Consider the following 20,405-nt stretch of genomic DNA (forward strand, 5'->3'; position numbering starts at 1 on the left):
CTGGTCACATGATTTTGAATCCATTCAAGGTTTGCGGTTCAGCGCACGACCGGATTGCGTAGCTTTGCCTACTCGGCCGGGGCAACGGCCCCCAACGTTTCTTCAAGCGGTTCCGGCTTGCGCAAAACAAGCCGTAGTAATGGTGGCACAGTCAAAAGTGTCAGGAACGCCGACATTGATAGCCCGCCCACGACCACGGCACCCAGACCGCGATAAAGTTCAGACCCTTCGCCCGGAAACACCACCAATGGCAGCATGCCCATGACGCTGGTTAGCGTGGACATGAAGATGGGTCGAATACGGTTGCGCGTTGCCTCTTCGATTGCGGCGACCGGATCCATCCCCTCTTCTCTGAGGTGGTGCAATGCTTGGTGTACAATCAGGATCGCATTGTTCACCACGATCCCCACCAGGATCACAAAGCCCAGCAGTGTCAGCATATCCATCGGTTGGGTCTGGTAGAGGTTCAGCACGGCCAAGCCCCCAACCCCGCCGGCTGCCGCAACAGGAACAGCGATCAAAATGACCAGCGGGAGTACGAAGCTTTCAAACAGGATTGCCATCACCAGAAAGACGATGATCAGCGCCACGATCAGGTTAATCTGAATAGCGGACCATGTCTGGCTCAACTGGTCTGCCGTGCCCGAAACGCTCAGCCTGATATCACTAGGAATGCCCTCTTCTTGCAGCACGGCGACGACCTTTTGTTCCAACAGCTCCACGGCCTGTTCCAACGGAAGCGTATCGGCGGGGCGCACTTCAAGGGTAACCGTTCGCAACCTTTCGCGATGCCGGATTTCTGTCGGCCCGGCGGTCAGCACGACATCTGCAAGCGCTGAAACAGGAACGATCTGTCCGTTTGGGGTGACAACCGGGTAGTTTCCGACGTCCTGCGTGCGGGCGGCCTGGTTCGTCGCAGGGTCACCTTTCAGCACCAGATCGACCCGTTCCGCGCCGACCGTAATCTCGGCCACACGCAAGCCATCGTTGAAAGCATCAACAGTCGCAGCCAGCGCTGAACTGTCCAAACCAGCGTCAGCAAGGCGCAACCTGTCTGGGATCAGCCGCACCTCTGGCGCGCCAAGCTCAAGCCCCGGAATAGGACGGAACTGGTGCCCTTCGGAACGCGGCAACAAGCCAGAGACGATACCCGCTGCACGACCTGCAACACCGAGGATATCCGCCAGATTTTGCCCAGATACGTTCAGCTCAATCGTACGACCGCCACCCACACCTCGGCCAAACAGTGATGGTTGCGTCATAAAGCCAAAGGTTCCGGGCTCTGCAAATATTGGCCGGCTCAGTACGGGGATCAGTTCGCCAGCGCGCTGGCTGTCTACGGCCCCTGCCCCAACGAATGAGTTCCCCGGCGTTGCAACGAAGAAAAAGCTCTCGATTGTCGGGGTGCCATCGTCGGTCTGTGTCTCCGGTGCGGCCTCCCAAAGCGGCTCGGCAACACGCTCAATCCGCTGCGCAATCGTTTCGGTGGTTTCAAGATTATAGCCGGGCGGCGGAATGATCAGGCCAAACACAAGGTTGCGGTTGCCTTCGGGCAGATATTCGAGCCTTGGCAGAAACGTCCAGCTTGCCACTGCTGCACCACCCGCGATCAGGGCCACCATCAAAACTCCAATGGTCCTGAACCGCACGGTCATGCGCACATACGCCATCACCATCGCACGAAACCCACGCGCCAGATGATCAAGCCCCCAGATACCTATCGCCTTTTGATCGTCGCGCCGCAGCAGACGGCTCGCCAGTGCCGGGATCACGGTCACCGCAACCACCAGTGACAAAAGTACGGACACAGAGATTGCAACGGCGATGTCACGGAACAATTGCCCAGCCTCAAGCTGCGTGATCAGGATCGGGACAAAGACCAGCACAGTCGTCAGCGCCGAAACAAGGATCGCGCCCCAGACCTGTTTTGCACCCAGATAGGCCGCCTCACGTCGGGAATAACCCTTTTCACGCAGGCGATATATGTTCTCCAGCACAACAATCGCCGCATCCACGATCATGCCGACGGCAAAGGCGATGCCTGCAAGTGAAATCACGTTCAGCGTGCGCCCGGTTGCAGCCATCACCACGAAGGTGGCGACGATGGAGACCGGGATTGACAGCGACACGATGACCACCGCCCTTGGCGACCGCAGGAACAGCATCAAGATCAGCGCTGCAAGTGCCCCGCCGATGTAGATGTTCTGCGTGACGAGGTCGATCGCGCCTTCGATATAGACCGTTTCGTCATAGACTTGATCCATGATCAGCCCTTGATCAGCGACGGGCCCGGCTTGCAATTCCGCCAAGACAAGCCGCAGTTCCTCCATCACCGTGATGACATTGGCCCCGGATTCCCGCACGACGTTGAACGCCAGCCCCGGCTCGCCCTTGAACCGCAAACGCGCGGTCGGTTCTTTGAATGCAAAGGTAACATCCGCCACGTCACCAACGCGGACGCGTCCCGTCCCGCCGCGCGCCGCATCAGAGCGCAGAACAACATTGCGGATCGCCTCTTCGGTATTAAGGCTGCTCTCTGTGCGGACAACGTAGCGCCGTTTGCCTTCGTCAACATCCCCTGCTGAGATTGAGATATTCTCGGCCCGCAGCCGTTGCACCACCTCTGGTACAGTCAGGCCAAAACGTGAAAGACGCCGGGGGTCGACAACCACCTGCAATTCACGGGTCACGCCACCGAAGACGTTGACGGCCGCCACACCGGCAATCCGTTCCACACGGTCTTTCACGATGTCTTCGAGGAAATCGCCGTAAGTCGGGATCGGTTGTATGTTTCCATCCTGCGCTGTGATCAGCACCCACGCAATGGGGCTGTCGTCCGCCCCAGACGTGTTGAGCGTTGGCTCATTCGCTTCGGCAGGATAGCCACCAACCCGGTCAAGTCGGTTGGAGACCAGCATGAGTGACTGGCTCATATCCGTACCAATCGCAAACTCAAGCGTGACCTCGGCCTGACCAGTCCGCGATCGTGATGTCATGATCTCCAGGCCGTCGAGACCGCGCAACGTCTCTTCTTGCGGATTGACGATCTCGCGCTCGATCTCAGACGGGGCCGCACCGGGCCAGCTGGTTTCGATCACAACAATCGGTTTGCGGACGTCAGGCGCCAACTGGATTGGTATCTGTGTCAGGGCAAGCGCGCCAAACAGCACAGCCATGAGCACAGCGGCAATTACTGCAACGGGACGCTCTATGGAATAGCGAATAAAGTCCATCAGTTCGTCTCGATTAGGTTGGCGGCAATGGCCTGACCAGGCCGGAGACGCTCATTCCCACGTACCACCACCAGATCGCCGGGTGCTAAACCGCTGAGAACCTCGTAGCGGTCGCCCAAAGGAACGCCCAAAGTGATCGGGCGTGGCTGCGCCTGATCGTCGGCAGCTACAAAGACGGTCCAGCCACCGCGCCCCTGTACCAGAGCATCTTTTGGCACCGACAGGACGTCGCGTGCTTCGCCGACCGGGATTTCGACGGTCAATGACTGGCCCACTGCCGCACTGGTGACAGCAGACAAGTCTGGCGCGGCGAAAAGGACAGCACGTGTGCGTGTTGACGGATCCTCGACTGGAAGGATCGCGCGGAGTTCGAGCGTGAGTTCAGCCCCTGTTTCTGTGCTTGCCTCAACAATCTGGCCTGGCTGTAGAAAAGCCGTGTAACGCGACGGCACATTGGCCTGGACCTCAAATGCATCGGTATCCAACAGACGAACGACAGGTGTCCCGGCCTGAATGAATGCGCCTGGAATTGTGTTTACCTCCAAGACAACCCCAGAAAACGGGGCAAGGATTTCGCTGCGATCAAGCTGATAATTTGTTTCGGCAATACGCGCTTCGGCACTTTTCTGACGCGCTTGCGCTTCGACAAACTGCGCTTCCGCTTCAAGGAAATCGGCCTGTGCATCATCAAATCTGCCCTGACTAAACGACGTCCCGCCACGCAACGCTTCGACCCGCTCTAGTGCGACGCGCGCCCGATCAACGCGCGCACGCGCCGTCTCTATCGCGGCGTTCGCTTCGGCCAGTTGCGCCTGTGATTGGGCCACCTGAATAGTCAGCAAATCATCGTTCAATTCAACAAGCAGATCACCCGCTTCAACGCGCATGCCGGCCAGAACCGCCACGACCTCGACGTTGCCAGCCACACGTCCCGCCACATTGCCATCTCGCGCTGTCGTCACCTCGGCAAATACTGGAACGGTCTCGGCCAACGCTTGCATTTCAACCGGTTGAACGCCGACGGCCGCTGGACGTCCTTGTGCCTGCAGGGACGAAGTGGCCAGCATCACAAAGATCATAGAATGTACGAAAGTGCGCATTGTCGGCTCCGTCCTGGCCCCTCGCTAAGGTAGCTTACCTGCACCGAAGTCAACAAAACCAAATGCTTGCCATTCCGCTGTCAAGGACTGACCATGCGCAAACTGCCCAACAAAGGAGCGCCAGAAATGCCCAAAGGCTACATCATCGGCCATATCACTGTGAACAACCCGGAAGCCTATCAGGAGTATGTGGTGCGCGATACGCCCATCATCGAGGCTTATGGAGGCAGACCGTTGGTGCGCGGCGGCACCTCGGAACAGCCAGAGGGCCCACAGTTTGCGCGCCACGTTGTTTTTGAGTTCGACGATTTTGCGCAGGCAAAGGCGCTCTACAGCGATCCAGAATATCAGGAGGTCGCCCGCATCAGGCGCGAGAATGCGACCAGCATGATCGTTTTGGTCGAGGGCGTTTAGGGCAGCAGCGCAAGCCACACCCACACCGACAGTATCGACAAACCTGTTGCCATCAACACGGATGAGGCCGCGACGCGGCGCGCCTTACCATACATATTGGCAAAGACATATGCATTGATCCCCGGCGCCATTGCGGCGGTCAGGATGGCCGAGCGCAGTGCGGCATCCGACAGACCATTCATCCGTGCCAAACCCCAGACCAGCATGGGCTGCAAGATCAGTGAGATCGCGACGACGAACAGGATGGTGCGCATGTCCCCCTCGGGACGATAGCGATAGAGCACCCCGCCCAATCCAAACAATGCCGCAGGCAAAGCAGCGCGCACCATCAGATCAATCGCATCGGTCAGCACCAGAGGCAATCGAATACCACCCAGATTGACGACAAAACCCAGAGTGATCCCGACGATCAGAGCATTATGGAACATCGCATTCAGGACTTTGCCGGGAAGCGTCGCGATACTGCCGCCGCGATTGCGCACAATTTCCATCGCCGTAATGCCAACCGCATAGCAAAATGGCGAATGGATCGCGATAATCGCATAATTGGCCTCAAGCGCTGCAACGCCATAGGCGCGTTCGGTTATTGGCAAACCCAACAAAAGCGAATTTGCAAATAAACAACAAAAGCCGATGGCGACGCTATCTTCCCAGTCACGTGCAAAAATGTACCGCGCACCCACAAGGCCCGCGACAAAACAGGCAAAGGCGGCGATATAGTAGCTCCCCATCAGCGCGAGATCGAAATTCTGCTCTAGATCAAGGGTCGAAATCGCACGAAACAACAGACACGGAATGGCAAAGCCTTGGGTGAATTTCATCAGCCCATCAACGCCACTATCGCTGAAATAGCCTTTCCAGACAGCAACATAGCCGAACCCGATCACAAAGAAGACCGGTAAGATGACGTCAATTAAAGCTGCCATCGTGGCTTCCTTTTATGTGACGTCAACCGTCAACGTCATGCCGTCATAGGCCGGGTGGACGTGCTCTGGGGTCTCTGCCGCGACCACGGCATAGTCCAAATCATTGTGCATATTCGTCAGGATGGCCCGTTTTGGGCTGGCACGTTCGATCCATGCAAGCGTGTTACTCAAATGTGAATGGGTCGGATGCGGGTCACGGCGCAATGCGTCAACGATCCAACACTCTAATCCCATCAAATTGGGCCAGACATCTTCCGGGATTGCAGAAACATCAGGGAGATAAGCCACGTCGCCAATGCGGAACCCAAGCGCATCGATACCACCATGTTCGACCTCAAAGGGGCGCAAAACAATGTCACCACCTGCGCCGCTGATCGTGATGTCGCCATCAATGGCGTTCAAATCGCAAATTGGTGGATAGGCTGATCCCTTGGGCTGAACAAATGCATAGCCAAACCGGCCCAACAAATCATTGGTCGTGTCGCCATCTGCCCAAACCTGCAACCGCGCGCGCATGTTGAAGACGACCATCCGCAGATCATCAATCCCGTGAACATGGTCCGCGTGCCCATGCGTGTAGACGACGGCATCCAGCGTACCGACATCAGCCGCCAGAAGTTGTGCCCGCATATCGGGGGATGTATCGATCAAGATCCGCGTGATTTGCTCACCGCATGTGCGCGTCACCAAAAGCGAGCATCGGGTACGCACATTTTTTGGGTTCTGAGGGTCACATGCCCCCCACAGCCCACCAAGACGCGGAACTCCGCCCGACGACCCACATCCCAAAATTCGAAAGCTGATCTGGTCTGTCATAGCCGCGCTTTCCAAAACAGTCTGTCAAAATTTTCTGTCGTTTTCTTGGCGAAATCCTCATAGCTCAATCCGAAAATTTCCGCCCCGACTTTGGCCGTGTGTGCGGTGTAGGAGGGTTCGTTTCGTTTCCCACGAAACGGCGGCGGTGCCAGATAGGGACTGTCCGTCTCTACCAAAATCCGATCAACAGGTGCTGTCGCAAAGATATCGCGGAGGTCTTGGCTCTTGGGAAAGGCTGCAATGCCCGACATCGACAAGTAGAACCCCATATCAAGGGCTGCTGTTGCCAGCGCGGCACTGCTCGAAAAGCAATGCATCACGCAAGTGAATGCACCCTGATCAAATTCTTCGCGCAAAATATGCGCCATGTCATCGTCGGCCGCACGCGCATGAATGATCAGTGGCAACTTGGTCTGGCGTGCCGCGGCGATATGAATGCGCAGGGACTGCTGCTGTATTTCGGCACTTTCAGACATATAATGATAGTCCAGACCAGTTTCACCGATACCAACAAATTTGGGGTGGGCTGCAAGGGCAAGCAATTCGTCAAGTGTCGCAAGGGGCTCTTCTGAGGCACTCATTGGATGGGTCCCAGCGGCATAGAACACAGGCGCATATGCGTCTGCGATGGCGCGAACCTGCGGCTCAAGGCGCAGCTTTGTGCAGATTGTCACCATCCGTGTGACACCCGCCGCGACGGCACGCGCAATGACGTCATCACGCTCTGCGTCAAAGTCGGGAAAATCAAGGTGGCAATGGCTGTCGACGATGGTCGCTGGGGTCATGACGCGGCTTTCAGGCTACGGCAGTCCCTTGTGCCGTCTCTTCTATCTTGAAAATCATATCAAGGATCAATGCCGCAGGGTCAAGGTTCACAGCGCGCCCATGGCGGGACCGATCGGTTAATTCTTGCTGGAGCTGCGCCCAACGCCGCGCCGCGCGATCATCTGGCGCAAGTCTGGCCAAGAGCCGCGCCTCTCCGGGTGCACCTTGTGCAGAAGGCTCACCCATCAGTCCCGCACGTGCAACACGTGACAAAAACAGATCAATCAGATCAAGCGTCATGCCAAAATGCACCTCTGCCGCGCGTCCAACGCAGCGATCAGCAATCCCCAACGCGTTGGGACGATCGACGTGCGGCAGCTGGTCAAATGTCTTGATCAGTTGCGCATACAGCGCCAACCCATCATGGTTCAATAAGCGGATTGCGTCCCCCGCAGACCCACCGGCCAAGGCCGCCAAGCTTTCGGATTGTTCTGACGCGTGACCGGCCTGTTCCAGCGCGCGTTGAAGATCATCTGCGCCCAAACGTGCGCACCGCAACTCACGACATCGGGAACGGATTGTGGGCAACAACCGCGAGGGCTGATGCGCGATCAGCAGGATGGTACAATTTGCGGGAGGTTCTTCCAACTCCTTGAGGATCGCATTTGCTGCGTTGCGGTTCAGTTCATCTGCGGCATCCACGATGACGACCCGGTGCCCGCCATCTGCTGCCGACATCTGAAAAAAGGTCTTGAGACTACGCACTGCATCGACCGTAATCTCTGACTTCAGCTTTTTTGTTTTCTCATCCCAAGGGCGGCGGATCAAAGACAGACGTGGATGCGCACCCGCCTGGATCAGCCGCGCATCCGGATGCTCAGGGTCAACGGCAAAGGTTGGCTCCCCTAACAATCCAGCACTTGGATCGGCAAGAAGGAATGTCGCAATCTTCCATGCCAACGTTGCCTTGCCAACACCGCGTGGCCCCGTGATCAGCCACCCAGAGTGCAGGCGCCCTGCCCCAAAGGCATCCAGAAAATCAGCCTCGGCCTTTGACTGCCCGAATAACTTTGGTGTCTGACGGGGATGGGGAGCGCCAACAATACGATCCGGCTCTGGGATATCGTCGTCACTCATCCGTGGGCTGCAATCTCGCTGGCGATTTGATCAGCGGTGCGATTACCGTCAATCAGCACACAGCGGTCAGGGTTGGCTTTTGCAAGCGCAAGAAATCCATGACGCAAGGTTTCCTGAAACCCCAGTCCGAATTCTTCGAACCGGTCTTCGCCCGACTGACGCGCCAAGCCCCGCTTTAGTGCTGTTGCCGGGTCCATATCAATAATGAAAGTCAGATCAGGCTCGCGGCCGATCATCAAAGAATGCAAACTGTCGACGATACCGCATAGATCACCACGGGTCGCCCCCTGATAGACGCGCGTGCTATCGGCAAACCGATCCGAGATCACGGTCTTGCCTGCAGCCAAGGCCGGTTCAATCGTTTTTTCCAGATGATCCCGGCGAGACGCCGTAAAAAGCAGAATTTCGGTTTCGGGCGACCACCGGTCCGGGTCACCGGTCAAGACCAGCTGCCGGATTTCCTCAGCCCCCGGGCTGCCGCCGGGTTCGCGGGTCAAAACAATATCTTTGCCTTGGGCGCGCAGGTGATCTGCAAAGCGGCGTGATTGCGTAGACTTTCCAGACCCGTCAATGCCTTCGAACGTAATAAATCGGGGTTCAGTCATGCCTCTTCGGCAACCTCTTCACTCCCGCCAGGTCCATACTTATGCCAAAGTACCAGGGCCGCGGTGCGCATCCGCGTCGCAAAGCCGCCGCGCGCCACGTCGACTTCAGCAACCAAAGGAATACGTTTCTCGGGCAGGTCGTCGAGTGCGATGACCAACTCGCCTAACTGTTGGCCGGCAGTGATCGGCGCTTCGATCGGACCATCATAGACAACATCCGCTTCAATCTCGCCTTGGTTCAATATTGGCACCAGCAATGAAAAGTCTTCTGCCACCGTCAAGCCAACCGTTGGCAATTCACCCATCCATACATCAGCCGACGCAATACGCGTACCCGCCTCTGCCACCTCTTTTTCGGCAAACTGCCGGAACGCCCAGTTGATAATTTTTGTCGATTCCTCGGCGCGTTGCTCGCGTGTCTCAAGCCCGGTAATGACAAAGATCACACGACGATCGCCCTGCTTGGCAGAGCCGACCAGACCATAGCCTGCTTCTTGCGTATGCCCGGTCTTCAGTCCATCAGCGCCAATGCCCATCGACAAAACAGGATTGCGGTTACGCGAGTTGGACGGAACCCGGCCATCAAAAGGAAATTCGGTTTCCGCAAATAAGGGATAATAGGTCGGGAAGTCTGTGATCAGGCGGTTTGCCAATATCCCAAGGTCTTCCATCGACATCCGGTGCCCTGCAACCGGCCAACCGTTTGAATTGACAAAGGTGGAATTCATCATACCCATCTGACGCGCCCGATCGGTCATCATACGGGCAAAGCCTGCTTCTGTTCCATCAGGCGAGAGTGCTTCGGCCAAAACAGCGCTGGCATCGTTGCCCGACAAGACGATTACACCGCGCAGCAGATCTTCGACCGAGACGCGATCGGTTGTGTCCAAGAACATCGATGATCCGCCATAGCCAGCGGCATGCGTCGAAACAGCCAGCTCTTCATCGATGGCAAGCCGTCCATCGGCGACAGCCTCAAACGCCATGTAGATTGTCATCAACTTGGACATCGACGCTGGTGGCAACGGGTCCTGTGCATTTTTTGACAGCAGTACGGTGCCGGTTGTCTGATCAAAAATGTAAGCCGCCTGCGCGCTCGTCTCAAAAGCAAAGAGCGACACAGGAGCCGTCACAAATGAAACGATGAGTGCGAAGCGGCGTAACCATCCTATGCGCATCTTGAGGGTGTCCTTTCTTGATCCGCTATTGGTCGTCTTCATCTTCTGTCACGAAAGCATCGACAAAACCCATCTCTTTGAGCCGCCTGATGTCACCGGTATCCGCCAGTGGACCGGCAATGACCCGCCAGACAGTGCGACCGCCAAGCTCTTCTGGCAAAACTGCTGCCTGAATGCCCGAAGCGATGATGGACTGCGCCGCACTACCGGCATTCGCCTCAACGCTAAAGACGCCAATCTGTGCGGTAGAGCCTTGCGGCAATGGCTCGGGCTCGAACTCGGGTTCGGGCTCGGGTGCTGCCTCGACCACAGCTGGTGCAGGTGCGGCAAGAACCGCAGAAACATCAACAGCATCGGCTGCGTCTGCAGCTGCGGTATCATCCGTCAACGCAGTTTGCGCAGTTTCGGTTGCTGTCTGTGCTGCTGACGCGGTCGCAGCGGCAGCGTCCTCAACAGCCGCGGTAGCCGCTTCCAGTGCGGGTGGCAGCACCACGGCAGCTGCGGCAGCGGTCGCCGCGCCATCAGCATCCGACGTCTCAGCAGGTGCAAGCGCCTCGGCCTCGACGCTGACGGGTGCTTCCAAACTTGCAACGACAGGGTTCGCAGGGTCGGCAACATCAGCCTCAATCACCGTCTCTTCCCGGCGCAGAACCACAACATTCAACTCGGTCGGGGATCCGGCAAGGATACCCAACTCTTCAGCGGCGTCAGATGAAATCTGCAACAAAGGTCCCGGGTTCTCGCGTTCGCGACGAAACAAGGCACCGACGATTGATCTGCCATTCTCTGTATTGCGGATGACGACGCGGTCTGGGTCCTGAACATCAGGATGCGCGACCCAGACACCACCCAGTGACGGACGTCCGTCCCAAAGGCCACGGTCTGTCACCTCAAAAATATCTGGCCGCTCGATGTCGCCGCCCTGGACGCGCTGGTTGGGTGCGTTGGCGGGCACGGGCGCCTGAGCTTCAACACCGTCGGATGTTGGTAACGAAAATTCACCATTCTCATCACATGCGGTCAAACCCATCGCACCCAGTAGTACGAGTGACATTGGCCACCGTTTCGCGCTTAAAAACACTTTGCCCGTCATCTTATGCCCCTTCGTTGCGCCCCTGATATCGGGGACTTCAGCCGTTTTCGGCCGCATTTAATGCTGCTCAGCACACTTTGAAGGCAACGATAGCGCCGGTTCAGGTGTTTTGAAAGAGTCTTGGGCAATTTGTCGGCGGATTTCCCCAAAGCGTGAACCTGCTTTTCGAGATCACAAATGACCCGCTAACAGGGCTGTGTCGGAGGAGTGGCAGAGTGGTTGAATGCACCGGTCTTGAAAACCGACGTAGGTGAAAGTCTACCGTGGGTTCGAATCCCACCTCCTCCGCCAGCATTCAGTCTCAGCGCGACTGAAGCATTTTCCCTGACAGCAAACGACAACCTCCCCATCGCAATGATGTCTTACACGGCTTCTGGAACAATCCGCTGAGCGATTTCTTCCAGCAACGCCTCAAGATCAACGGGCATTTTTCCGTCTGAGAGTTTCCCATCAATGCTCAGAAAAGAAAGCCCGTGCACGAAGCTCCAAAGCATAAAGGCTTTTTTGCGATCCTCATCGGCGATCTCCGCACGTCCGTGGCATTTGGCGACCTCCATTTGAACCACCGCGAACTTCGCATCACCCAGAGCTTCGAGCTGCTGATCCTCCTCGGTCTCACCTTCCCACGTAAACATAAGGCGAAACACTCCCGGCTCTGCCCTTGCGAAACGCACATAGACACGGCCCAAAGCCACAATGCGGGCTCGTGACCCTTCGGACAGGGGGGCAATCTCTGCCATCATCTGTTCAGATTGACGGATCATTCCAGCCGCAGCGACCTCGCGCAGCATCTCGGTCTTGTCCTTGAAGTGCTTGTAAGGTGCGGCGGTAGACACACCGGCACGCCGACAGGCTTCGGATACCGAAAAATTGTCCGGTCCTTTTTCTTCGACCAGCTCTCGCGTCGCTTCGATCAATTGTGTGCGCAAATCACCATGATGATACGAGCTGCGCTTTTGCGGAATTCTGCCTGTTTTCATGATCCAATCTTTTTCATGACCCGTACCACTTGTCAAAGTAAGAGTTTCTAACATATGTTAGAGACGCTAACATTGCGAGAGGTGAAGTCATGCAACAAAGTAAGAAGCCAAGCGTTTTGGGCCGAATGGGCATTCTCGGAGCAACAACTCTCGTGGTCGGAATTGCGGTTGGTGCGGTTGCCTTAGGATCAGATGCGCTTACTCAGCGGGTTGAAAACACCCCTGCGCCAGATACCGCCGCGCTGACGTCTGTCACTGTATCGTCTATTCAGTTTGAAGACCGCTACACAACAACCCGCCGCTTTTTGGGTCAGGTCGAAGCCACCGCAGATGCGGCCCTGTCGTTTGAGCTGGGCGGTCGTCTGACTGAACTGAACTTTGACGAAGGTGAAGACGTGGCAAAGGGTGATGTGATTGCGCGGCTTGATACAGCGCTTCTTGAAGCAGAACGCACCCGACTGGAGGCATCAAAAAATGCAACAATTGCACAGCTGACCATTGCAGAAACACGTCTGAGCCGCACCGCACAACTGCAAAATGATGGATTTTCAAGCCAAGACACGCTTGATCAAGCCCGCGCAACCCGCGACGAACTGACAAGCCGGATCGCCGAAATAGACGCAGGTCTTTTGACGGTTGCAATCAACATCGAAAAGTCCGTTCTGCATGCCCCGTTTGATGGTCGCGTCGGCGCCTTGGATGTTGAAACCGCTGAAACCGTGAACCCCGGTCAAATGGTGCTGACGCTGATCGAAACCGCGCCACCGCATGTCCGTGTCGGGATCCCACTGAGTGTGGCCGAGGACGAACTTCAAGACGTCGTTGTCGAGGTCGCAGGCCAGCGGTATGACGCTAAGTTGCAGCAGTTGCGCCCGGACATCGACCATACAACACGCACGCGCACTGCGCTTTTTGCACTGCAGACCGCGCAACCACTTGTATTTGGTCAAACAGCAAGTCTCCTGGTGCAGACCGACGTGGCCGCACTTGGTGCATGGGTCAAGCTTGATGCGCTACAGCAAGGATCCGGCAGTCTCTGGACGGTTCTCGTCGTTGAGGATGATGTCGTACGTACAGCGGCAGTCGAGGTCCTATACCAGCAAAGTGATCGCGCCTTTGTTCAAGGCAGCTTTACCGAGGGTGCAAAGTTGATCGGCACGGGGGCCCATCGCGTCGTTCCGGGCCAACAGGTGCAAGTTCTGGACGGCGGGGTATAGGTTGATGAACACGCTTACTTTCCGCCAGCCACGCCTTGTAGCGCTTATCTTGTTGGTTCTTATCTCAGCTGGGATGTCCTCATTCCTTTCATTGGGCCGCCAGGAAGACCCGACCATCACCAATCTTTTTGCGACAGTAACGACACAGTTTCCAGGTGCTGATCCTGCACGGGTGGAAACGCTGGTGACGGCCGAGATTGAAGAAGAACTGCAGTCCATCCCCGAGGTCGATGTAGTCACCTCTGTCTCACGATCCGGCGTGTCCGTTGTTTCAGTCGAGCTGGTTCAGACGCTTGATGATGCCACAATCGAACAAGTATGGTCCGAGGCACGCGACGCTGTTGAGGCAGCCCGACGGTCTTTTCCGGCGGGCGTGCAGGCCCCCGACTTCAACGCGGAAGGCATTTCTGCCTACTCTGCTGTCGTCGCCATTACTGCGGAACATGATGGCGTGCCGCAAGCAGTTGTCGAAGCCCATGCAAATGCGCTGGCAGACCGCCTGCGTGCCATCCCGTCAACGCGTGCGGCCGATTTATTCGGCGAACCAGAGACGGAAGTCCTGGTCACCGTTGACCCGCAGGCTGCGGCAGGTCTTGGTTTGACGGCGCAGGATATTTCCCGGCTGATCACGGGCGCGGATGGCAAGGTACAGGCCGGGCGCATTCAAGGTGATGACATCAATCTTACCATCAACATCTCTGGCGCAATTGAGACGCTGGACCGGTTGGGCAATGTTGTCCTACGTCAAAACGCGGATGGCGCAATCGTCTCCCTTGCCGACATCGCAACGATCACACGCGGGGTGCGTGAACCGGCAAGCGAGCTGGCCATCGCGAACGGTAAGCGCGCCGTTCTTATAGGGGTTCTTGCGCAGGACGGTGTCCAGATTGATCGCTGGATGGGCTTTGTGCGCGCGGCGCTTGAGGTCGGCGCATCGGCAGTCCCGGTTGGGGTCGCAGAGACGTTGATGTTTGATCAAAGCACCTATACCGCCGACCGTCTGGCCGAGGTCGGCACCAATATGGCGATCGGTGTTACTTTGGTGGTGCTGGTTCTGTTTGTGACACTGGGCCTGCGAGCGGCGGCGATTGTCGCTGTCGTGTTACCGGTTGTGTCGCTCGCAACGCTCGCTAGCATGAATTTCATTGGCCTGCCTATTCACCAGATGTCTGTTACCGGTTTGATCGTGGCGCTTGGGCTGCTTGTGGATGCGGCCATCGTGATGGTGGACGAAGTACGCCAACGGCTTGGTCGGGGAATGGACCGCGCAACTGCGGTTGGTGACGCGACCAGCCGTCTGGCCGCCCCGCTTCTGGCTTCAACCGTCACAACAGCCTTGTCCTTTACCCCCATGATCCTGTTGCCCGGACCTGCGGGCGATTTTGTAGGATCAATCGCAATCGCCGTTGTTTTGATGTTAGTCTGGTCACTTTTAATCGCTCTGACAGTGACGCCAGCTTTGGCGGGTTGGTTTCTGAAAGGCAGTAGACCCTCTGGCCTGCAACTCCCCGCACTCGGCCGCGCATTTGAAGCAATCATCAGGGTATCAGTGCGCAACCCGGTGCGGTCAATGGCGCTGGCGCTGGTTCTGCCCGTATTGGGCTTTGCGTCCTTCCCCACACTGACAGCGCAATTTTTCCCCGGTGTCGAGCGAGATCAATTCTATATCGAGATTGATATGCCGCCCGGCACGTCCATCACCGAAACAGCCAGCGTCGCCCATGAGATTGATGCGCGACTGGCGGCAAGCAAAGGTGTTGATCTGGTTTATTGGTCTTTGGGCAAGTCGGGCCCTGCCTTTTACTACAATATCACCGGCGGACGATCATCTGAGCCTGCCTATGCCCAAGCGATGGTTAAGACAATGACCGCCGCGGATGCCGCACGCATCGTGCCGGCATTGCAGGCCGAGCTTGACCGCGGCTATCCCCAAGCCCGCATTATCGTGCGCAATCTGGTTCAGGGGCCACCTGTTGCAGCACCTATAGAGGTACGTCTGGTCGGTCCGGACATCGACACCCTGCGTGATCTTGGGAACGAGGCACGGGCCATCATGGCCGACCTTGATCTTGTAACCCAGGTACGCGCCGGGGTTGTAAGTGGGGCTCCACAACTGCGCTATCAAATTGACGAACCCACTGTGCGATTGCTTGGCATGAACCTGACTGACGTCGCGGCCCAGTTAGAAGCAGGGTTGGTCGGCGTCACTGGCGGCAGCCTTGTCGAAGGCACTGATCAACTGCCGGTTCGGGTCCGTTTTGGCGATGACCTGCGCAGCAATCTTGAGGCCGTTAACAGTCTGCCCATCCTTTTGCCAAATGCAGCAGCCCTGTCTGGTACTGGCATCTTGCCAGCGGTACCTTTCTCTGAATTGGCCACAACGGTTCTAGAGCCGGCCGAGAGTGTGATCACCCGCCGCAATGGTGAACGGATCAACACAGTCCAAGCGTTTATCATACCCGGCGTCTTACCAGAGGAGGCATTGCAGGACGTTCTCGCCGCATTGGAGGTCCGCGGGTTTGACGTACCGGTCGGCTATCGGATCGAACTGGGCGGCGACAGCGATGCACGCTCTGACACCGTCGGCAATCTGCTTGCCTCTGTTGGTCTGATTGTCACTCTGACAATTGCGACGATTGTTCTGACATTCAATTCGTTCCGCCTGACCGCCATTGCTTTGGTGGTCTGCATTCTGTCTGCGGGTCTGTCGATGCTATCGCTCGCGGTGCTCCAGTTTCCCTTTGGGATCAACGCCATTATCGGGGTGATCGGGTCCATTGGCGTGTCGATCAATGCGGCGATCATCATTCTGACCGGGCTGAAGGCCGATCCCGACGCGGCAGCAGGAGACACCAATGCGATTGCACGGGTGGTCACGGGCTCCAGCCGTCACATTACCTCAACCACAATCACAACCTTTGGGGGTTCTTACCGCTGATCCTTGCAGGCGGTGGCTTTTGGCCACCTTTCGCAGTTGCAATCGCGGGTGGTGTGTTGCTGTCAGCGGTAATTTCGTTCTTCTTTACGCCCGCCGCGTTCACGTTGGTCTACCGCAGAAAACAGAAGGTTATGGATGATCCTGTGACAAAAGAAGCGGCCCAACGAGTTGTCGCGATCGCCGCTGAATAAGAGGCGACGTTCAGCCATAAATTGCTCCGTGCCCGCATAAAACGATCACATGCCGGAACACAAAAACAGCAGTTGGTGCCAGCGGCAATTTCGTCAATGCGCCGAGGTACTGCCGGGATGATCGCGTCATATGTTTCGCCGCCGTATGGCATTGCACCAATAGGTTAGTGGCCGGCACTCAGCCCCTTGATGATTGCGCCAGTATCCCGCCGCGCGTCATCCATCTTACTGCCATAAGATATGCCGAAAGACGTCCGGCCTACACCGGACCCTTTCGATCAATAACTGACAACCACGTTGAGAAACGCGCCTTCATCATCGTAGGTCAGGTCGGTCAAATCGTCAGAGAATGAACCGAAGTTGTAGCCCACCCCGACTTTCGCATTGCTGCCAATGCTGCGGCTGACAACACCCAAAAATCCGGTTTCACTCAGCTCTGCGTCGAATGCCTCGAACTGACGCGCCTCAATCAACACGTCCCAATTTTGAACAACGTTGTAGCGTGCGTTCACAATCGCCAGCGCCGCATCATTGCGCGTCAAAGGCGTTGCATCGTCAATGGCGCTTTCAGTGAAACGCCCCCCAGCTTGGCCCCGATAGTCCAATGCCGGTTCACATCGTAGTTCCCTTCGACGCTGAACACGTGGCTTTCCTGAACGGGACCTGTTTCGACAGTGCCATCAAGGTCTTGTCCATACATATCATAGAGATAGCGGTAACGCGTGAGAACATTCAGCCGTTCATTGTCGATTGGCCGATAAGCGTAGCCTAGGTTTGCATCCACCAAGGTCCCGTCAAGCAGTGATGTTCCATCAGTTTCGGTATCCGCCGCATCAAACGAAAACAGAATGCGCTGTGTAGGGTCAATCTCATATCGCAGATCGGTCGACAAAAGGATCGTGTCGGCGTCCGAGCGCGATGACGTTTCATCAGCGCGCTCGCGACGATACTCAACCCGTGCGCGCGCCGTCAGCGACTCGTCGTCGTACCGCGTGCCAAATGATACGGCCACCCGATCAAAATCGCCGTTGTCACTGTCTTCGACTTGCGCGAACTCCAAAGCTGTATCGTATGTCAGGAAATCTGTGGCGGTATACTCGACACCGTACGTGCTTGTCAGCTTACGTGAGGTATCAAAGATATCGTAGGTGTTCTCGCCAAAGGCCAAAACATCATCACTCAACTGCCGACGGCCACCCAGAATATATTTGCCGCCATTGTTCGACTGCGAGACACCCGCATCAATCGCTCGCCCTGGATCAAGTTCGTATCCAAAGTAGGTGCTACTGTTGCTGTCCCGGCCGCGCTCGGCCAAGATACGGCCGCCAACACCACCGGTGCCACCAGAAATTTCGGACGTCAGCGCCCAGCCGTTGTCAAAACCACGCACCACACCAACGCCAAAACGATCATAGGCGTCCAAAGTGCCTGAGCTTTCTACTGTGCCCTGACCAAAGACGCTGAAGGTCAATGCCTCGGACGCAGCATATTCCAGCCTTGCTGCGAGGGTTGTCCGATCACCCTGCGTCGTCGGTGTCGTTTCATCAAGATATTCCGCGCCCAACGCGTAACTCAAGTTCTGCGTTAGTTGGCCCGTGACTTCGGCACCAACCTCAGACTTTTCAACGCCGGCGTCCGTATCGCGCCGATCACCATAAACAGCCCAGCCAAGCGCATCATCTTCAGCTTCCACGCGGGCATATGCACCGTAGAGCGTTTCATCATCGACCGTTTCATAGTCGAGTGTCGTAAATCCGGCAGTGCGATCTTCATAATATCCGCCTATGACGCCGGTGCGACCATAGCCCAGATCAGTCAGGTCCGCTTGCCCTTCGAGGCGAACGGCGCGTCCGTTTCCGCCAGAGGCCGCCGTTTCATCAATGATCAATCCGCCATCAGTCGAAAAATTGGCGCCAAAGCCCAGTCCGTCTGTTTCCGCATAGTCCAGTTGCACAAAGCTGTTGTCACCGAACTGGTACCGCAAATCGACGCTCGCTGCGGTCTGGTCCGCACCGCCGGTGTCATCGCTGGTCCCAGTGATGCCAAGACGGACATTGTCAGTTGCCCAGCCTTCGATCCGGCCACCGTAAGACAATCCGTCGACATTTGTCGCCGTCGGCGTAAATTCATACTGTGCAACAAGGTTGACGCGCACATCTCCACCCGGATTTGTTTCAATCAGGTTTGGGTTGGATGAACTGCTCAGAGGCGCATTCAGACGGACGTAACCTTGGATGTAGTTGATTTCATAGTCGCGCCCTTCAACAAGCGACTGCCGGTCTATGACCCGACCGGTCGTCACGTCACGCAGTTCCACCGTAATGGTCTCAGAACCAATCGTAACATCCTGTTGACGCAGGAAATAAAGAGAGCCACCCGTGCCCTGAAACACATCTCGACCAACAAGTTGATCCGGCTGGGACGCATAGAGCGATATTGAGGCACGCGCCTCACCCTCTGAGGTTCGTGACTGCGTTCCGTAGTAGGCCTGCGCACCATAAAGCGTACGCTCGTTGCGCAAGAACGCAGAACCCGCAAGCTGGTTCTGATAGTCGCCCCACATCAGGAAGTTTCCATCCTGTTCAACGCGTAAGTAAAACTTTCCAGAGGTTGGCGTGTTGTCAACCCGACTGCTGTCATCCCCAAAAGTCGGGTAAATGTCAGATGGATCAATGCGTTGCAGAACGGATCGTGGATCTTTTTCATCAAGGCGCTGGAAAATCTCGTCCAGATCACCTTCGGTTGTATCCAGCGACGTTGTGATCTGCACGCCAGACGCGGTTTCACCGTCTATGTAATAGCGCAAACGCCCCGTCGTACGAAACTCTGTTTCATTAGTCGCACCGTCTTTGAACTGACCGAAGGTCAGATCACCAACAGCAAAATAGAACCAGTCAGCACGGGGGATCACGATATCGCGGCTGAGTTCGGTGCGCTGTGCCGCACCACCGCGCACTGCGACATCAACAGCGTATTCACCCGGCGGCAGGATGCGCTGGATCACAACTTTCCTATTTGAATCCGCTTGAACCACTTCGCCTAGGGTCTCAAGGCGGGCACCCGGTGGCACTTGGTTCGCCGCGACAGTGACGGCACCGCCACGGATCGGAATGTTCCGTTCAGCCGTAAAATCGAAACCTTCTTCAACATCCGCGCGCAAGCCGCGGTCGTCCGGGCGCGACAAAGGCAAGGGCTCTGTTTCATCGAACCGGCCTTGCGCGTCGGTAACGCGGTGAACGGCAACGAGGTCAGCGCCATCCGGCAGACGTATCTGGACATTGCCATTCGGCGCAATCGGCACCGTCGCCAGCAATCGTGGCCCGCCCGCTGCACCACGATCAATGATGCGGATTTCACCACTCGTTACGAATGCGGGGTAGTTCAACTCGCTCTGTATCGTGACGGTATCGCCGGGCGCATAGCTTTGCGCCAAACCAACCGTTTCCAGATTCAGGCGCGGTTGTGGATCTAGCCCGTCAAAACTGACCCGAATGTCTGCCTGCGCCAGCGCAAGATCCGTGCGCCTGATCTGGTTTTCGATACGGGGATCGGTATCCAGTGTTTGCCCGTCAATAGACAGGACAAACCCCGCGTCATTGACGCGCGGGGCCGTGCTTGGTTCAAGATTTGGCGCAATACCAGTGGTGGCATTGGTCGTCGCATTTGGTTGTTCACATCCCGCAGGCAGAACCCCATCCTGCAACGCACAGGCGTTGATCTGCTGAGCGGACGTCATATTGCCAAGGGACAGTGTGAGCGCAGTTGCGCCAAAAAGCAGTGTTGTTTTCGCGGTGTTTTTTACGTTGTTCATA

The 20,405-nt window shown here is 56.7% G+C and carries 15 protein-coding genes and 1 tRNA gene; 4 read left to right on the top strand and 12 right to left on the bottom strand.

All coding sequences use genetic code 11. From position 1 onward, the window contains the following. Positions 1-68 precede the first annotated feature (68 nt). Both ACZ1G5_RS02250 and ACZ1G5_RS02255 read right to left on the bottom strand, forming a co-directional pair. On the bottom strand, positions 69-3,233 hold the full coding sequence (locus ACZ1G5_RS02250) for an efflux RND transporter permease subunit (protein ID WP_472731314.1): 3,165 nt from the start codon (positions 3,231-3,233) through the stop codon (positions 69-71). Continuing rightward, positions 3,233-4,333 carry an efflux RND transporter periplasmic adaptor subunit gene (locus ACZ1G5_RS02255; protein WP_472731315.1) on the bottom strand — a complete coding sequence of 367 codons (1,101 nt, stop codon included), beginning with the start codon at positions 4,331-4,333 and terminating at the stop codon, positions 3,233-3,235. Before ACZ1G5_RS02255 ends, ACZ1G5_RS02250 begins: the two co-directional genes overlap by 1 nt. Before the next feature lie 126 nt (positions 4,334-4,459). Here ACZ1G5_RS02255 and ACZ1G5_RS02260 point away from each other — a divergent pair, with 126 nt between their 5' ends. Continuing rightward, positions 4,460-4,747, top strand: coding sequence for a DUF1330 domain-containing protein (locus ACZ1G5_RS02260; RefSeq protein WP_472734256.1), 288 nt, complete (start codon positions 4,460-4,462; stop codon positions 4,745-4,747). Here ACZ1G5_RS02260 and ACZ1G5_RS02265 read toward each other — a convergent pair. Genes ACZ1G5_RS02265 through ACZ1G5_RS02295 form a run of 7 tightly spaced genes read right to left on the bottom strand, consistent with a single transcriptional unit; the run spans position 4,744 to position 11,228 of the window. Continuing rightward, positions 4,744-5,673: an AEC family transporter gene (locus ACZ1G5_RS02265; RefSeq protein WP_472731316.1), complete on the bottom strand. Its 930-nt coding sequence runs from the start codon at positions 5,671-5,673 to the stop codon at positions 4,744-4,746. The genes ACZ1G5_RS02260 and ACZ1G5_RS02265 overlap by 4 nt on opposite strands. Positions 5,674-5,685: 12 nt before the next feature. Beyond that, a complete protein-coding gene (locus tag ACZ1G5_RS02270) occupies positions 5,686-6,489 on the bottom strand; it encodes an MBL fold metallo-hydrolase (RefSeq protein ID WP_472731317.1) in 804 nt (267 codons plus the stop codon). Continuing rightward, positions 6,486-7,274: a TatD family hydrolase gene (locus ACZ1G5_RS02275; RefSeq protein ID WP_472731318.1), complete on the bottom strand. Its 789-nt coding sequence runs from the start codon at positions 7,272-7,274 to the stop codon at positions 6,486-6,488. The genes ACZ1G5_RS02270 and ACZ1G5_RS02275 overlap by 4 nt, the downstream gene beginning before the upstream one ends. 10 nt (positions 7,275-7,284) lie before the next feature. Beyond that, positions 7,285-8,391 carry a DNA polymerase III subunit delta' gene (locus ACZ1G5_RS02280; protein ID WP_472731319.1) on the bottom strand — a complete coding sequence of 369 codons (1,107 nt, stop codon included), beginning with the start codon at positions 8,389-8,391 and terminating at the stop codon, positions 7,285-7,287. Beyond that, entirely contained in the window at positions 8,388-8,996 is a 609-nt protein-coding gene (tmk, locus tag ACZ1G5_RS02285; protein WP_472731320.1) for a dTMP kinase, read from the bottom strand. The genes ACZ1G5_RS02280 and tmk overlap by 4 nt, the downstream gene beginning before the upstream one ends. Beyond that, on the bottom strand, positions 8,993-10,174 hold the full coding sequence (locus tag ACZ1G5_RS02290) for a D-alanyl-D-alanine carboxypeptidase family protein (protein WP_472731321.1): 1,182 nt from the start codon (positions 10,172-10,174) through the stop codon (positions 8,993-8,995). Before ACZ1G5_RS02290 ends, tmk begins: the two co-directional genes overlap by 4 nt. Before the next feature lie 25 nt (positions 10,175-10,199). Further along, positions 10,200-11,228 (bottom strand): SPOR domain-containing protein, encoded by a 1,029-nt coding sequence (locus tag ACZ1G5_RS02295; protein ID WP_472731322.1) that lies wholly within the window; start codon positions 11,226-11,228, stop codon positions 10,200-10,202. Positions 11,229-11,468: 240 nt separating this feature from the next. Between ACZ1G5_RS02295 and ACZ1G5_RS02300 the strand changes: the two genes are divergently transcribed. After that, positions 11,469-11,558 (top strand) — tRNA-Ser (locus ACZ1G5_RS02300). A 71-nt stretch (positions 11,559-11,629) separates the two neighbouring features. On the opposite strand, the gene ACZ1G5_RS02305 is transcribed toward ACZ1G5_RS02300, so the two are convergent. Beyond that, positions 11,630-12,247 carry a TetR/AcrR family transcriptional regulator gene (locus ACZ1G5_RS02305; RefSeq protein ID WP_472731323.1) on the bottom strand — a complete coding sequence of 206 codons (618 nt, stop codon included), beginning with the start codon at positions 12,245-12,247 and terminating at the stop codon, positions 11,630-11,632. A 125-nt stretch (positions 12,248-12,372) separates the two neighbouring features. On the opposite strand from ACZ1G5_RS02305, the gene ACZ1G5_RS02310 reads away from it, so the two are divergent. Both ACZ1G5_RS02310 and ACZ1G5_RS02315 read left to right on the top strand, forming a co-directional pair. Further along, on the top strand, positions 12,373-13,464 hold the full coding sequence (locus tag ACZ1G5_RS02310) for an efflux RND transporter periplasmic adaptor subunit (protein WP_472731324.1): 1,092 nt from the start codon (positions 12,373-12,375) through the stop codon (positions 13,462-13,464). A 4-nt stretch (positions 13,465-13,468) separates the two neighbouring features. Continuing rightward, positions 13,469-16,402, top strand: a complete 2,934-nt coding sequence (locus ACZ1G5_RS02315; RefSeq protein ID WP_472731325.1) for an efflux RND transporter permease subunit — start codon at positions 13,469-13,471, stop codon at positions 16,400-16,402. A 469-nt stretch (positions 16,403-16,871) separates the two neighbouring features. On the opposite strand, the gene ACZ1G5_RS02320 is transcribed toward ACZ1G5_RS02315, so the two are convergent. Continuing rightward, complete coding sequence (locus ACZ1G5_RS02320) at positions 16,872-17,135, bottom strand: hypothetical protein (protein ID WP_472731326.1); 264 nt, start codon at positions 17,133-17,135, stop codon at positions 16,872-16,874. Next, positions 17,132-20,404, bottom strand: coding sequence for an RHS repeat domain-containing protein (locus ACZ1G5_RS02325; protein WP_472731327.1), 3,273 nt, complete (start codon positions 20,402-20,404; stop codon positions 17,132-17,134). The genes ACZ1G5_RS02320 and ACZ1G5_RS02325 overlap by 4 nt, the downstream gene beginning before the upstream one ends. Between the last annotated feature and the right edge of the window lies 1 nt (position 20,405).

This window comes from Yoonia sp. JB2-21 (assembly GCF_055693545.1).